This is a genomic window from Streptomyces sp. I05A-00742, from assembly GCF_013055795.1.
Lineage (GTDB): Bacteria > Actinomycetota > Actinomycetes > Streptomycetales > Streptomycetaceae > Streptomyces.
In genome coordinates this window covers 177,268-192,224 of the sequence record NZ_JABETO010000005.1, presented here as the reverse complement: position 1 = coordinate 192,224, position 14,957 = coordinate 177,268, and the positions used below count along the sequence as shown (strand labels likewise).

12 protein-coding genes are annotated in these 14,957 nt (G+C 71.9%); 11 read left to right on the top strand and 1 reads right to left on the bottom strand.

Annotated features, from left to right (window positions below):
- The first annotated feature begins 72 nt into the window (after positions 1-72).
- From HN013_RS07080 to HN013_RS07030, 11 genes are all read left to right on the top strand, one after another.
- Entirely contained in the window at positions 73-1,374 is a 1,302-nt protein-coding gene (locus tag HN013_RS07080; protein ID WP_171164378.1) for a DUF6716 putative glycosyltransferase, read from the top strand.
- A gap of 71 nt (positions 1,375-1,445) precedes the next feature.
- On the top strand, positions 1,446-2,642 hold the full coding sequence (locus HN013_RS07075) for an acylneuraminate cytidylyltransferase (protein ID WP_171164376.1): 1,197 nt from the start codon (positions 1,446-1,448) through the stop codon (positions 2,640-2,642).
- A gap of 71 nt (positions 2,643-2,713) precedes the next feature.
- Complete coding sequence (locus HN013_RS07070; protein ID WP_171164137.1) at positions 2,714-3,649, top strand: N-acetylneuraminate synthase family protein; 936 nt, start codon at positions 2,714-2,716, stop codon at positions 3,647-3,649.
- Positions 3,650-3,716: 67 nt separating this feature from the next.
- Entirely contained in the window at positions 3,717-4,877 is a 1,161-nt protein-coding gene (locus HN013_RS07065; RefSeq protein ID WP_171164374.1) for a hypothetical protein, read from the top strand.
- A gap of 132 nt (positions 4,878-5,009) precedes the next feature.
- The gene (locus tag HN013_RS07060; RefSeq protein ID WP_171164372.1) at positions 5,010-6,260 is read left to right on the top strand and encodes an amidohydrolase; all 1,251 of its coding nucleotides are present in this window, start codon (positions 5,010-5,012) and stop codon (positions 6,258-6,260) included.
- A 129-nt stretch (positions 6,261-6,389) separates the two neighbouring features.
- Positions 6,390-7,421, top strand: coding sequence for a BMP family protein (locus HN013_RS07055; RefSeq protein ID WP_171164136.1), 1,032 nt, complete (start codon positions 6,390-6,392; stop codon positions 7,419-7,421).
- A 254-nt stretch (positions 7,422-7,675) separates the two neighbouring features.
- Positions 7,676-9,283 carry an ABC transporter ATP-binding protein gene (locus HN013_RS07050; protein ID WP_171164134.1) on the top strand — a complete coding sequence of 536 codons (1,608 nt, stop codon included), beginning with the start codon at positions 7,676-7,678 and terminating at the stop codon, positions 9,281-9,283.
- The gene (locus HN013_RS07045; protein ID WP_171164133.1) at positions 9,280-10,386 is read left to right on the top strand and encodes an ABC transporter permease; all 1,107 of its coding nucleotides are present in this window, start codon (positions 9,280-9,282) and stop codon (positions 10,384-10,386) included. The genes HN013_RS07050 and HN013_RS07045 overlap by 4 nt, the downstream gene beginning before the upstream one ends.
- Positions 10,383-11,675, top strand: coding sequence for an ABC transporter permease (locus HN013_RS07040; protein WP_171164130.1), 1,293 nt, complete (start codon positions 10,383-10,385; stop codon positions 11,673-11,675). The genes HN013_RS07045 and HN013_RS07040 overlap by 4 nt, the downstream gene beginning before the upstream one ends.
- Complete coding sequence (locus tag HN013_RS07035; protein ID WP_171164129.1) at positions 11,672-12,067, top strand: cytidine deaminase; 396 nt, start codon at positions 11,672-11,674, stop codon at positions 12,065-12,067. Before HN013_RS07040 ends, HN013_RS07035 begins: the two co-directional genes overlap by 4 nt.
- 14 nt (positions 12,068-12,081) lie before the next feature.
- Positions 12,082-13,359 (top strand): thymidine phosphorylase, encoded by a 1,278-nt coding sequence (locus tag HN013_RS07030; RefSeq protein WP_171164127.1) that lies wholly within the window; start codon positions 12,082-12,084, stop codon positions 13,357-13,359.
- A gap of 192 nt (positions 13,360-13,551) precedes the next feature.
- Here HN013_RS07030 and HN013_RS07025 read toward each other — a convergent pair whose 3' ends face one another.
- Positions 13,552-14,853 carry an MFS transporter gene (locus HN013_RS07025; protein ID WP_171164125.1) on the bottom strand — a complete coding sequence of 434 codons (1,302 nt, stop codon included), beginning with the start codon at positions 14,851-14,853 and terminating at the stop codon, positions 13,552-13,554.
- Between the last annotated feature and the right edge of the window lie 104 nt (positions 14,854-14,957).

The window sequence follows — 14,957 nt, the reverse complement described above, 5'->3', positions numbered from 1 at the left end:
ACCGAATCAATTCCTATCGTCGGTGCCGTGCCCTCAGCGCCTTCACGTACCGAATCCCCGCCGCGCGTCGCCGTGCTCGCGGACTCCGACACCCGGTGGAAATGGGGAGCGCTCACCGCGCACCGGCTCGCGCCCGGCGCCCGCCTGGACGGCTTCCTGCTCCGCGGGCGGGCCACTCCCACCCCCCGCCAGCTCACCGAAGTCGGGGTGCGGGCCGACGCGTTGCGCGAGGTGACGGCCGCCGAGTTCACCGCTACGGCCGGACGTCCTCCGTACGACGTCGTCCTGCTCGCCTGCGTCGGCGGTGCCGTCCAGGCCCTGCTGCACGGACTCGCCCACGCCTGGGCGGACACCGCCGCGCGCCCGGTCGTCGTCACCGGCTACGTCGGCGTCGTCTACGAAAAGCTCGCCGACGGGCTGCTGTTGCGCCACGGCGCGGACGTCGTCCTCGCCAACTCCCGCCACGACGCCGACCGGTTCCGGGCGGTGTACGAGGGGGTCGGCGCCCCGGCCGGCAGCGTCACCGAGTGCGCCCTGCCCTTCCTCGGCGGACGTCCGTACGCACCCGCCGAACGCGAAGCGCGCCCGTACACCGTGGTGTTCGCGGCCCAGCCCTCCGTGCCGGGGAGCCGCGCGGACCGGCTGTACCTGCTCGGACGGGCCGCACGCCACGCCCGGCTGCACCCCGGCCGCGACGTCCTGGTCAAGCTGCGCAGCAGGCCCGGTGAGCACACCACGCACATCGAGGAACTCCCGTACCAGCGGCTGGCCACCCGCCTGCCCGGCGGTCTGCCCGCCAACTGCCGCCTGGTGTACGGCAACATGGGCGCGGTCCTCGACCGCACCGACCTCCTGGTCACCGTCAGCTCGACGGCCGCCCTGGAGGCGCTGCACCGGGCGGTCCCCACCGCCGTCCTCACCGACCTCGGCGTCCGCGAACAGCTCGGCAACCACCACTTCCTGGGATCCGGCTGCCTCGCCTCCTGGGACCAGCTCGATGCCGGGCACCTGCCGAAGGCCGAGCCGGAGTGGCTGGCCCGCCAGGGTGTCGGGGGAGGGGCCGCCGACCGGCCGTACGAGGAGGCGTTCGCCCCGGCGCGGCGGCGGATCGCGGACCTCGTCGCGCATGCCGGACTGCCGCCCCTGAGCCCGTACTACACCCCCCGGACGGCGCCCGGTTATCTGCCCGCCGTCCTCGCCCGGTACGGCTTCGACCCGCACGGCCGCCCGCTGCCCGGCCGCGCCGCGCCACCGCGCGAGGCCGGTCCCCTGCGCCGCGCGGGACGCGACGCCCTGCGGGGGGCGGCCCGCGGCGCCTACCGGCACGGCGTCCAGCGGGTGGCGCCCGTCATCCGGCGGATGGGGGAGCTGTGAGCCCGACGGACCGCCGCCGGCGCACCGCGCCGCACACCGCGGCCGGAGCACCCGAACCCGAGGAGTACCCCATGCCCTCCGTCCTCGCCGTCGTCCCCGCCCGCGGCGGGTCCAAGGGGGTGCCCGGCAAGAACCTGGCCCCCGTCGGCGGCATACCGCTCGTCGCCCGCGCGGTCCGTGCCTGCCGGGCCGCCGCGCTCGTCACCGACGTGGTCGTCTCGACCGACGACCCCGCCGTCGCCGCCGCGGCCCGCGCGGCGGGCGCCGGCGTCGTCGAACGACCCCCGGCCCTCGCCGGGGACGCGGCGACCAGCGAATCGGCGGTGCTGCACGCCCTGGACGCGTACGAGACGACGTCAGGACGGACGGTGGACACCGTCCTGCTCGTGCAGTGCACCAGCCCGTTCGTGACCGCCGGGGACATCGACGGCGTCGCCGCCGCCGTGACCCGGGGCGCGGACAGCGCGCTGACCGTGGCCCCCTTCCACGGCTTCCTCTGGCGGGACGCGCCGTCGCCCGCGTCCGCCGCCCACGGCGTCAACCACGACGCGTCCCACCGGCCGCGCCGCCAGGACCGGCCCCAGGACCTCCTGGAGACCGGCGCCGCCTACGCCATGCGCGCCGACGGCTTCCGGACCGCACGGCACCGCTTCTTCGGCCGCGTCGAGCCCGTCCGCACCGACCCCGCCCGGGTCCTGGAGATCGACGACCCGGCCGACCTGGCGCGCGCCCGCTCCCTCGCGCCCCTGCTCGACGCCGATGCGCCCCTGGACCCCTCCGGACCGGACGCCTTCCCCGGGCGGGACGACATCGACGCCGTCGTCCTCGACTTCGACGGCACACAGACCGACGACCGCGTCCTCGTCGACGCCGACGGCCGCGAGTTCGTGGCCGTCCACCGGGGCGACGGCCTCGGCGTCGCCGCCCTGCGCCGCGCCGGGCTGGCGGTGCTGATCCTCTCCACGGAGGTCAACGGGGTCGTCGCCGCCCGCGCCCGCAAGCTGCGGGTGCCCGTCGTCCACGGGACCGACCACAAGGACGCCGCGCTCAAGGAATGGTGCGCCGAACAGGGCATCGCCCCCGAGCGCGTGCTCTACGCCGGGAACGACGTCAACGACCTCCCCTGCCTCCGGCTCGTCGGCTGGCCCGTGGCCGTCGCGGACGCCCACGCCGCCGTACGGGCCGCCGCGCGCGCCGTGACCCGGGCGCCCGGCGGCGCGGGCGCCGTCCGCGAGATCGCGGGCCGGCTCCTGGGCCCCGAGCTCTGACTCCCCGCTCCCGCACCCACCGTCCTCCCCGATTCCGCACCCACTGTCCCCACACGAAGGAAACCGCTCCCATGACGCCCACCGGCGCTGCCGCCCGCACCCGTCACCTCGGCGACCGCCCCGTAGGTCCCGGCCACCCCGTCTACATCACCGGCGAGATCGGCATCAACCACAATGGCGACCTCGACAAGGCCCTCGCCCTCGTCGACGCCGCCGCGGACGCGGGGTGCGATGCGGTGAAGTTCCAGAAGCGCACCCCGGAGGTCTGCACTCCGCGCAGTCAATGGGAACTCGAACGGGACACCCCCTGGGGCCGGATGACGTACATCGACTACCGCCACCGGGTGGAGTTCGGGGAGGACGAATACCGCAGGATCGACGAACACTGCCGGGAGCGCGGCATCGCCTGGTTCGCCTCGCCCTGGGACGTCGAGTCCGTGGCCTTCCTGGAGAAGTTCGACCTGCCGGCCCACAAGGTCGCCTCCGCCTCGCTCACCGACGACGAACTCCTGCGCACCCTGCGCGCCACCGGCCGCACGGTCGTGCTCTCCACCGGGATGTCCACCCCGAAGCAGATCCGGCACGCCGTGGAGGTGCTGGGCAGCGAGAACATCGTGCTCTGCCACGCCACTTCCACCTATCCGGCCCGGGCCGCCGAACTCAACCTCCGGGTCATCCACACCCTCCAGGCCGAGTACCCCAACATCCCCATCGGCTACTCCGGCCACGAGACCGGCCTCCAGACCACCCTGGCCGCCGTCGCCCTCGGCGCCGCCTTCGTCGAGCGGCACATCACCCTCGACCGCGCCATGTGGGGCTCCGACCAGGCCGCCTCCGTCGAACCCGGCGGCCTCCAGCGGCTGGTGCGCGACATCCGGGTGGTCGAGGAGGCCCTGGGTGACGGGGTGAAGCGGGTCTACGAGAGCGAGCTGGCCCCCATGCGCAAACTCCGCCGGGTCACCGGTGTCGTCGCCCGGGGCGGCGACCGCGAACCGGCCGCGGTCTGACGGGCACCGGCCGATGAGCGAACCCGCCGGCGACCCCGGCGCACCCGGGCCCGGGCCCGAGCCCGCCATGGGCCCGGCCGACACCCTGGCCTTCGTCGAGAGCCCCGTCCAGCTCCTCAACGTCCTGGAGTGGGCGCACGCCGGCCGGGACGCGCCCCCGGCCGCCGCGCCCGCCCCGCTGCGCGACGGCCTGCCCCGCCAGACGGACCGCCGCGCCGCGGACCTCGCCGCCACCCCGCGCACCGATCCCTCCGACACGGTGATCGTCGTGCTCGCCCCGCACGACCCCATGACCCGCGGTCAGCTGCGCCGCATGGCCGAGCTGGCCCGCGACCAGGGGTACCGGCTGCGCTGGGAGGAGGCGCGCGGCGGGGCCGGGGCTCCGGTGCAGACCGTCGGCGGCCTCGCCGGGCCGCTGCGGGCCGCGCGCCGCGTCGTCATCGGGGACCCCTTCTCGCGCTACGTGCAGCTCCTGCTCACCCTCACCCGGGCCAGGGAGCTGGTCGTCGTGGACGACGGGACGGCCACCATGGAGTTCGCCGTCCAACTCGCGCGCGGCGAACGGTTCGTGCGCTGGCACCGACAGCGGGGCGGGCGGGGTGGTTTGGGGGCGCGTGACATCGTCTTCGCGCCGGTGTCCGCTTCGGCGCGCCGGATGCTCACACCGAACAACCGCCGGAGTGTGGAGTTGTTCACCGCGATGCCGGTCGAACCGCCCCCAGGAGTGACCGTCACCGCCAACGCCTTCGCCTGGACCCGCGCCGCGTTCGGCCCGCCCCGCATCACCCGGAGCGCGGACCTCGTCGGAACCTCCCTGGTCGAGACGGGCGTCGTGGAACCGGAGCGCTACCTGGAGGCCGTCGCGGCGCTGGCGGACGCCCACGGCGCCACCCGGTACTTCGCCCACCGCCGCGAGGACACCGACAAGCTGCGCCTCATAGCCGGACGGCTCGGCCTGGAAGTCGTCCGCCCCGAGCTGCCCCTGGAGCTGATCGCCCGGCGCGGCCCCATAGGGCGTACGGTGCTGAGCTTCCCGTCCACCGTCGTGCACACCCTCCCGCTCGCGCTCGCCGGCACCGGCGTCACCGTCGCCGTCTGCGACATCGACCCCTCCTGGCTCACCGAACGCGCCTCGCCCCGGGCGCAGGGCTTCCTCTCCCGGGTGACCGGGAGCGCACGCGACGTACGCCGCCTACCGCGAATGTCCGCCCCGGCGCGTACGACATGACAGTGTCTCGCAAAGGTACGCCGTAAATACGGGTCATACCCCCCTGGCAACCCATCCATGCGGCTGAACTTTTCTTGATCGGAGGGCAGTTGCCCCGTGCAGGGCTCTACTCTTCAAAGGGTGAATCAACTGATGCCCTGCGAAGCCGCACCCGAAACCCCTGTTGACGATCTTGAAGGCGATCTGGCCGGAGAGCTGCCGGGCCGTATGACCCCCGAGCTCCGCGCCGAACTCATCGCCTTCCGCCGGGACTTGCACATGCACCCCGAGCTGGGGCACCGCGAGTTCCGTACCACCGCGGCGGTCAGGGCCAGACTGGAGAAGGCCGGGCTCCGCCCCCGTACGCTCGACTCCGGCACCGGGTTGATCTGTGACATCGGGCGGTCCCGCCCGGGGGCCGCGCGCCGGCCGGTCCTGGCGTTCCGCGCCGACCTCGACGCGCTCCCCATCCCGGACACCAAGCAGGTCCCGTACCGCTCGACGGTCCCCAGTACCGCCCACGCCTGCGGCCACGACGTGCACACCACCGTCGTCCTCGGCACCGGTCTGGTCCTCGCGGCGCTGGCCGAGGAGGGGCTGCTGCCGCACCCGGTCCGGCTGATCTTCCAGGCCGCCGAGGAGGTGCTGCCCGGCGGTGCCCTCGACGCGATCGAGAGCGGCGCCCTGGACGGCGTCGGGCGGATCGTCGCGGTGCACTGCGACCCCAAGGTCGAGGTCGGCCGGATCGGCCTGCGGACCGGAGCCATCACCTCCGCCTGCGACAAGCTGGAGATCGCGCTGGACGGCCCAGGCGGCCACACCGCCCGCCCGCACCTCAGCACGGACCTGGTGACCGCCGCGGCCAAGGTGGCCACGGAGGTCCCCGCGCTGCTCTCCCGGCGGGTGGACACCCGGGCGGGCCTGGCCGTCACCTGGGGGCGGCTGGAGGCCGGGCACACGGCCAACGTCATCCCGCAGCACGCGGAGCTCTCCGGCACGGTCCGCTGCCTGGACATCGACGCCTGGCGGGACGCCCCGGACCTGGTGCACGCCGCCGTCGACGAGGTGGCGACGATGCACCGCGCCAAGTCGCAGATCAACTACATCCGGGGGGTGCCTCCGGTCGTCAACGACCGGGAGATCGCCGGGCTGCTGGGCCGGGCCATGACGGCGCGGTGCGGGGCGGGGGCCGTGGAGGACACCGAGCAGAGCCTCGGCGGGGAGGATTTCTCCTGGTATCTGGAGCGGGTCCCGGGCGCGATGGCCCGGCTCGGCGTTCACCCGGTGGGGGACACGACACGCCGTGACCTGCACCGCGGCGATTTCGACGTGGACGAGGGGGCCATCCAGGTGGGAGTGGAGCTGTTCACCGCCGCCGCTTTGCTTGATCGCAACCAAATGTAGGTTTGGTGGTCGAGTTCGGTACGCGACGATCCGATAACGGCTTGGGACCAGCCCTTTTCAGGCCATCTACGCGCGTTACGATCCCCTCGAACCAGCGCCAATGGAGGCGCTTCGAGTGAAGGGGCCCTCGTGCGCCGGGTATCCACGATCACTGTCGCGGGCATTGCCACCGCGGCTCTCGCATTCACCCTCACCGCCTGTGGCGAGTCCTCGACCGAGTCGGGCAACAAGAAGGACAAGGGTCTCGGTCTCGCCTTCGACGTCGGCGGCCGTGACGACCACTCCTTCAACGAGTCCGCCGCGCGCGGCGCCGACAAGGCCAAGGAGGAGCTGGGTCTCGAGCCCCGCCTCATGACGGCCAAGAACGGCGAGACGGAGGCCGAGCGCGAGCAGCGGCTGAACTCGCTGGCCGAGGCCGGGTACAACCCTGTCATCGGCGTTGGCTTCAACTACCAGAAGTCCATCGAGAAGGTTGCCAAGGACCACCCCGACACCACCTTCGCCGTGGTGGACTCGGATGCCCAGGGCAAGAATGTCGCGAGCATCACCTTCGGCGAGCACGAGGGCTCCTACCTCGCGGGCGTCGCCGCCGCCCTGAAGTCCAAGTCCCACAAGGTCGGCTTCATCGGCGGTGTGAACAACGCCCTCATCCAGAAGTTCCAGGCGGGCTTCGAGCAGGGCGTCAAGGAGACCGACCCCAAGGCCACGGTCGAGTCGCGGTACCTGTACCCGAACAACGACAAGGGCTTCAACGACCCGGCCGCGGCCAAGGTCGCGGCCAAGGGCATGCTCGACAGCGGCATCGACGTGATCTACACGGCGGCCGGCCTCTCCGGCAACGGCTCCATCGAGTCCGTCGCGGGCCAGAAGGGCGCCTGGGCGATCGGTGTGGACTCCGACCAGTACCAGCTCCCGGGTCTGGCGCAGTACAAGGACCACATCCTCACCTCGGTGGTGAAGAACGTGGACGTGGCCGTCTTCGACCTGGCCAAGAGCGTCAAGGACGGCAAGCCGCTCACCGGCAAGAAGACCTACCTGCTCAAGGACGGCGGCGTCTCGCTGGTGACCTCGGGCGGTTTCATCGACGACATCAAGGACAAGGTCGACGCCGCGAAGAAGAAGATCGCGGACGGTCAGATCAAGGTCAAGTCCCAGCCGTGACCTGACGGCCGGCTCCGGTCGGCCGTCCGGCTGTGCGGGCCCGGCGGGGGAACACCCTCGCCGGGCCCGCACATACGCGCCAACGCTACGCGCGTAGCGTCCCGTTGACGCGTGTAGCGTCGCCCCCGCCCGGCCGGAACGCCACCGTGCCCCCACCCGGTGGACACCCCGGTGTCACCCCCGCTCCCTTTCCCCGAGGAGAGTGCGCCATCAAAGCGTCCAGCAAAGAGTCCAGCAGCGGCACCGTCCCTGCCGTGGAACTGCAAGGCATCACCAAGCGGTTCCCCGGCGTCGTGGCCAACCACGACATCTGCCTCACGGTCCGCCGCGGCACCGTCCACGCCCTCTGCGGCGAGAACGGCGCCGGCAAGTCCACCCTGATGAAGATCCTCTACGGCATGCAGAAGCCGGACGAGGGCACGATCACCCTCGACGGCGAGCAGGTCACCCTGCACAGCCCCGCCGACGCCATCGCGCGCGGCATCGGCATGGTGCACCAGCACTTCATGCTCGCCGACAACCTCACCGTCCTGGAGAACGTCGTCCTGGGCGCCGAGAAGCTGTACGGCATCGGAGGCAGGGCCCGGGCGAAGATCAAGGAGATCTCCGACGCGTACGGCCTCGGCGTCCGCCCCGACGTCCTCGTCGAGGACCTCGGCGTCGCCGACCGGCAGCGCGTGGAGATCCTCAAGGTCCTCTACCGGGGTGCGCGCACGCTCATCCTGGACGAGCCGACGGCCGTCCTGGTCCCGCAGGAGGTCGACGCGCTCTTCGACAACCTGCGCGAGCTCAAGTCCGAGGGTCTGACCGTCATCTTCATCTCGCACAAGCTCGGCGAGGTGCTCTCCGTCGCGGACGACATCACCGTCATCCGCCGCGGCACCACCGTCGGCACCGCGGTCCCCAGCGAGACCACGCCCAAGCAGCTCGCCGAGCTGATGGTCGGCGAGGAGCTGCCCTCGCCGGAGACCCGCGAGTCCACGGTCACCGACACGCCGATGCTCACCGTCGACGGCCTGCACCTGTCGGCCACCGACTCCGACGGCGTGGTCCGGACCGTGCTCGACGGCATCGCGTTCACCATCCACAAGGGCGAGGTCCTGGGCCTCGCGGGCGTGGAGGGCAACGGCCAGGCCGAGCTGGTCGAGGCCGTCATGGGCATGCGCGACCCGGACCGGGGCACCGTCACCCTCGACGGCACCGAGATCACCCACACGCCGACCCGCAAGCGGCGTGAGAGCGGCATGGGCTACATCCCCGAGGACCGGCACCGCCACGGCCTGCTGCTGGAAGCCCCGCTGTGGGAGAACCGCATCCTGGGCCACGTCACGGAGAAGCCCAACAGCAAGGGCGCCTTCCTCGACAACAAGGCTGCGCGCGCCGACACCGAGCGCATCGTCCGCGAGTTCGACGTCCGTACCCCCGGCATCGAGGTCACCGCGGCCTCGCTCTCCGGCGGCAACCAGCAGAAGCTGATCGTCGGCCGCGAGATGAGCCACAAGCCGAAGCTGCTCATCGCCGCCCACCCCACCCGCGGTGTGGACGTCGGCGCGCAGGCGCAGATCTGGGACCAGATCCGTGAGGCGCGCCGCGAGGGACTCGCGGTGCTGCTGATCTCTGCCGACCTGGACGAGCTCATCGGGCTCTCCGACACCCTGCGGGTGATGTTCCGCGGCCGCCTGGTCGCCGACGCCGACCCCGCCACCATCACCCCGGAGGAGTTGGGCTCGGCCATGACCGGCGCCGCGACCGGGCACCTCGAACACGCCGAGAACCCCGAGACCCCCGAAGAGCCGCCCGCCCCGGCGGACGGCACGAACGACAGCGACGGCGACGGCGCGGAAGGAGGCGACACCAAGTGAAGAAGTTCGACAAGGACAAGGTCATCCTGGCCGTCGCCGCCCCCGTGCTGGCGATCCTGGCGGCCATCGCGATCACCTCGATCATCATCGCGGCCACCGGCAAGGACCCGTTCCACGCCTACCAGGTGATGGTCGACTTCGGCTCGAAGAGCGACAGCCAGGTCTGGATCATCAACAAGGCCACCCCGTACTACCTGTCCGCGCTGGCCGTCGCCATCGGCTTCCGGATGAACCTCTTCAACATCGGCGTCGACGGCCAGTACCGCATCGCGGCCTTCTTCGCCGCCGCGGTCGGCGGTGCGCTCACCCTGCCGGGCATCATCCAGATCCCGATCATCATCATCGTGGCGATGGCGGTCGGCGCGATCTGGGCGGGCATCGCGGGTCTGCTGAAGACCACCCGCGGTGTCAACGAGGTGATCAGCACCATCATGCTGAACGCCATCGGCGCCTCGGTGATCGGCTACTTCCTCCAGGACGGCCGGCTGGCGAAGAAGGAGGGCAACCTGCTCCACACGCCCTACCTGCCGGACTCGGCGCACTTCTTCGAGATCCCGACCACGCCCAAGCCGATCTACGGCTTCGTGATCGTCGCGGCCGTCGCGGGCCTGGCCTACTGGTTCATCCTGGGCCGCACCCGCTTCGGCTTCGATCTGCGCACCGTCGGCCGGTCGGAGTCGGCCGCGCAGGCCAGCGGCGTCAGCGTCAAGCGCATGATCGTCACCTCGATGCTGCTCTCCGGCGCGGTGGCCGGCCTCGTCGGTATGCCGACCCTGCTCGGCGTCTCGTACAACTACGGCACCGACTTCCCCACGGGCATCGGCTTCACCGGTATCGCGATCGCCCTGCTCGGCCGCAACCACCCCATCGGCATGGCGCTCGGCGCCCTGCTCTGGGGCTTCCTGGACCGCACCGGCACCCAGCTCGAGTTCGAGGGCTACGCCCAGGAGATCGTCGGCGTGATCCAGGGCGTCATCGTCCTCTGCGTCGTCATCGCCTACGAGATCGTGCGGCGCTACGGCCTCAAGACCCAGCAGCGCAAGGTCGGCGAGGAGCTCGCCGCCCAGGCCCGCAAGAGCGACAAGGCGGAGGTTTCCGCGTGAGTACCACCTTCACCTCCGGGCTCGCCGAACGGCTGAGCGGCAGGAACAAGGGCGACGGCGGGAAGCGGAAGCTCTCCTACCCCGTCATCATGCTGATCGTCGCCGGCGCGCTGATCCTGGTCTCCGCCCTGCGGGCGATCACCGGCGCCGACGACCTGACCGGCTCGGGCCAGTTCAGCGCGGCCCTCGCCGCCGCGGTGCCGATCGGCCTCGCCGGCCTCGGCGGCCTCTGGTCCGAGCGGGCGGGCGTCGTCAACATCGGCCTCGAAGGCATGATGATGCTGGGCGCCTTCTCCGCCGGCTGGATGGGCTGGCAGTACGGCCCCTGGGCCGCGGCCGCCGCCGGCATCGTCGGCGGCGCGCTCGGCGGCCTGCTGCACGCGATCGCCACCGTCACCTTCAACGTCGACCACATCATCTCCGGTGTGGCCATGAACATCCTGGCCCTGGGCATCACCCAGTACTTCGCCAAGCTGTGGTTCGGCGCGGAGGGCAGCGAGGCCCAGCAGAAGGGCGGCAACGACAAGCAGTCGCCCGTCATGGAGAACATGGGCAACTTCTCCGTCCCGGGCGTGGGCGACTGGCTGCACTCGGTCGAGAAGCACCACTGGTTCTTCGTCTCCGACGTCGCCGGCATGCTGCGCGGCGTGGTCACCAACGTGTCCTGGCTGACGCTCGTCACGGTGGTGCTCTTCATCGGCACGTTCTTCGTGCTGTGGCGCTCCGCCTTCGGCCTGCGTCTGCGCTCCTGCGGCGAGAGCCCGGTGGCCGCCGAGTCGCTCGGCGTCAACGTCTACACGTACAAGTACGCGGCGGTGGTCGTCTCCGGCGCCCTCGCCGGCCTCGGCGGCGCGTTCCTGGCCATCGGCACCCATATGTACTCCGACGGCCAGACCGGCGGCCGCGGCTACATCGGTCTCGCCACGATGATCTCCGGCAACTGGCGGCCGGGCGGCGTCGCGATGAGCGCCGGACTGTTCGGCTTCATGGACAGCCTCCAGCTGCGCTCCGGCGGTCCGACCGTCCACGCGCTGCTGCTGCTGATCGCGGTGCTGCTGGCGGGCTTCGCGGTCTGGCGGCTCCGGGGCGGACAGCTCAAGGCGTCGGTCGTCGCCGCGGTCGTGGCCGTGGCCCTGTTCGTCTGGTTCCTGCTGACGGACGTCGTGCCGCTGGAGTTCGTGGACGCCACTCCGTACGTGGTCACGCTGCTTGTGCTGTCCCTGTTTGCACAACGGCTGCGAATGCCGAAAGCTGACGGCAAACCCTACCGAAAGGGTCAAGGAAAGTGACCTCTCCCGTTCACTGGGAGGATCTGCGCGCGCAGGCCCGGGACGCCATGTCCCGGGCCTACGCCCCGTACTCCGGCTTTCCCGTCGGTGCCGCGGCCGTCGTCGACGACGGCCGCGTGGTCACCGGCTGCAATGTGGAGAACGCCGCCTACGGCGTCGCCCTGTGCGCCGAGTGCGGCCTGATCTCCGCCTTGTTCTCCTCCGGCGGCGGCAGGCTGACCGCCTTCACGTGCTGCGACCGCAACGGCGACATCCTCATGCCGTGCGGGCGCTGCCGTCAGCTGCTGTGGGAGCACGGCGGACCGGAGCTGGCAGTGGACACGGCCGCGGGCATCCGCCCGCTCGCCGAGCTCCTCCCCGACGCCTTCGGCCCCGCCGACCTCGAACGATAAGAAAGGCAAGTCTCTTGGACGCCATCTCCGTCATCCGCACCAAGCGCGACCGCGGCCGCCTGACCGACGAGCAGATCGACTGGATCATCGACGCCTACACCCGGGGCGCCGTCGCCGACGAGCAGATGTCCTCGCTCGCCATGGCGATCCTGCTCAACGGCATGGACCGTGCGGAGATCGCCCGCTGGACGGCCGCGATGATCGCGAGCGGTGAGCGCATGGACTTCTCCTCCCTGCCCGTTCCCACCGCGGACAAGCACTCCACCGGCGGCGTCGGCGACAAGATCACGCTGCCGCTCGCCCCGCTGGTCGCCGCCTGCGGCGCGGCCGTCCCGCAGCTGTCCGGCCGCGGCCTCGGCCACACCGGTGGCACCCTCGACAAGCTGGAGTCCATCCCCGGCTGGCGGGCGCTGCTCTCCAACGACGAGATGATGGACGTCCTGCGGAACGTCGGCTCCGTCATCTGCGCCGCCGGTGACGGCCTGGCCCCCGCCGACAAGAAGCTCTACGCGCTGCGCGACGTCACCGGCACCGTCGAGGCCATCCCGCTGATCGCCTCCTCGATCATGTCCAAGAAGATCGCCGAGGGCACCGGCTCGCTCGTCCTCGACGTCAAGGTCGGCTCCGGCGCCTTTATGAAGAACATCGAGGACGCCCGCGAGCTGGCCTCCACGATGGTCGGCCTCGGCACCGACCACGGCGTCAGGACCGTCGCCCTCCTCACCGACATGTCCACCCCGCTCGGTCTCACCGCCGGCAACGCCCTCGAAGTCCGCGAGTCCGTCGAGGTCCTGGCCGGCGGCGGCCCCGCGGACGTCGTCGAGCTCACCCTCGCCCTCGCCCGCGAGATGCTCGCCGCCGCCGGCCTGCCCGACGCGGACCCGGCCAAGGCGCTGGCCGACGGCTCCGCCATGGACCACTGGCGCCGCATGATCCTCGCCCAGGGCGGCGACCCGGACGCGACCCTCCCGGTCGCCCGCGAGCAGCACGTCGTCACCGCTGCCTCGTCCGGCGTCCTGACGGCGCTCGACGCCTACGCCGTCGGCGTCTCGGCCTGGCGCCTCGGCGCCGGGCGCGCCCGCAAGGAGGACCCCGTGCAGGCCGGGGCCGGCATCGAGATGCACGCCAAGCCCGGTGACACGGTGACGGCTGGTCAGCCGCTGCTCACGCTGCACACCGACACCCCGGAGAAGTTCGACTACGCCCTCGCGGCTCTCGACGGGGGCGTCGAGATCTCCCCGGCCGGGACGGACTTCACGCCGAATCCGATCGTGCTGGATCGCATCGCCTGAGTCTTGCGGGGGTGGGGGTGCCCCGGTCCCGCCCTTTCACCGTTTCCCGGGGCTCTGCCCCGGACCCCGTGAAAGCGGCTTCGCCGCTTGTCCTCAATCGCCGGACGGGCTGAAGTCAGCCCGTCCGGCGATTGAGGACGCGCGCCGCAGGCGGCTCTGGGGGTGCGGGGGCTCGCCCCCGCCCCAGCGGGCTCAAGCCCGCACGGACACCCGGCGCTCCACGAGCGCCTTGCGCGTCGCGTACAGCGTGATCGACGCCGCCCCCACCATGGCCACGAGCCCGAGGACGATCACCCCGTCCCAGCCCCCCGCCCGGAACGCGAGCGCCCCCACCGTGCCGCCCACCGAACTGCCGAGGTAGTACGCGGTCTGGTACAGCGCGGACGCCTGCGCCCGGCCCGTCGTGGCCGCGCGGCTGACGGAGGACGAGGCGACGGCGTGGCCGGCGAAGAAGCCGGCGGTGATGAGGACGAGACCGAGGAGGACGGCGGTCAGCGACGAGGCGAGGGTGAGGAGCAGGCCGAGCGTCGTGGTGCTCATCGCCAGGTAGAGGGCGCCGCGCCGGCCGAGGCGGCCGACGAGCCTGCCCGCGGCGGCGGAGGAGAGGGTGCCGACGAGGTAGACGAGGAAGACGGAGCCGACGAGCCCCTGGGGCAGGGAGAAGGGGGCGGCGGCGAGGCGGTAGCCGATGACGGTGTAGACCGCGCCGAAGACGGTCATGAACAGCGCACCGATCAGGTACAGCCGGACGAGCAGCGGGTCGGACAGATGGCGGCCGACCGTACGGGCGAGGTCGCGCGGGGCGACCGAACCGGGGGAGAAGTGCCGGGCCTTGGGGATCAGCAGCCGGAACACCACCGCGCACACGACCGCGAGGACGCCGACGGAGGCCAGCCCCGCGCGCCAGTCCCATGCCTGGGCCACCCAGCCGGCGAGGATGCGCCCGGTCATACCGCCGATCGCGTTGCCCGCCACGAACAGCCCGACCGCGCCCACCAGGGCCTTCGGACGGACCTCCTCCGCCAGATAGGCCATGGCCGAGGCCGGCACGCCCGCCAGTGCGACACCCTGGGCCACGCGCAGCCCGGTCAGCCAGCCGAGGTCCGGGGCGAAGGGCACCAGCAGACCCAGCAGCGCCGCGACACACAGGGCGGCGGTCATCATGGCCCGCCGTCCGAACCGTTCGGAGAGGGCGCTGAGCGGGACGACGGCGAGGGCGAGACCGCCGGTCGCGCCGGAGACCGTCCAACTGGCCTGGTCCGCCGTCACCCCGAGGCCGTCGGAGATCGCGGGAAGCAGGGCCTGGGTGGAGTAGAGGAGCGCGAAGGTGGCGACGCCCGCCGCGAAGAGGGCGAAGCTCATCCGGCGGTAGCCGGGGTCACCGGGCGCGATCCGGGAGTCGTCGGAGGAGGAGGAGAGGGAGACGGGAGACGACGAGGGAGAGGCACCCGCGCGCACGATGACGGCGGATGCCCCGGTATCGGCAGGAGGCATGCACAAACCGTATGCACGCTGCATTTGATGCGTCCAATGCACAGACTTGCCATAATCCATCCCGTGATGCATGAACGCAGGTCAGGGCCGCCTCTGTCACCGGC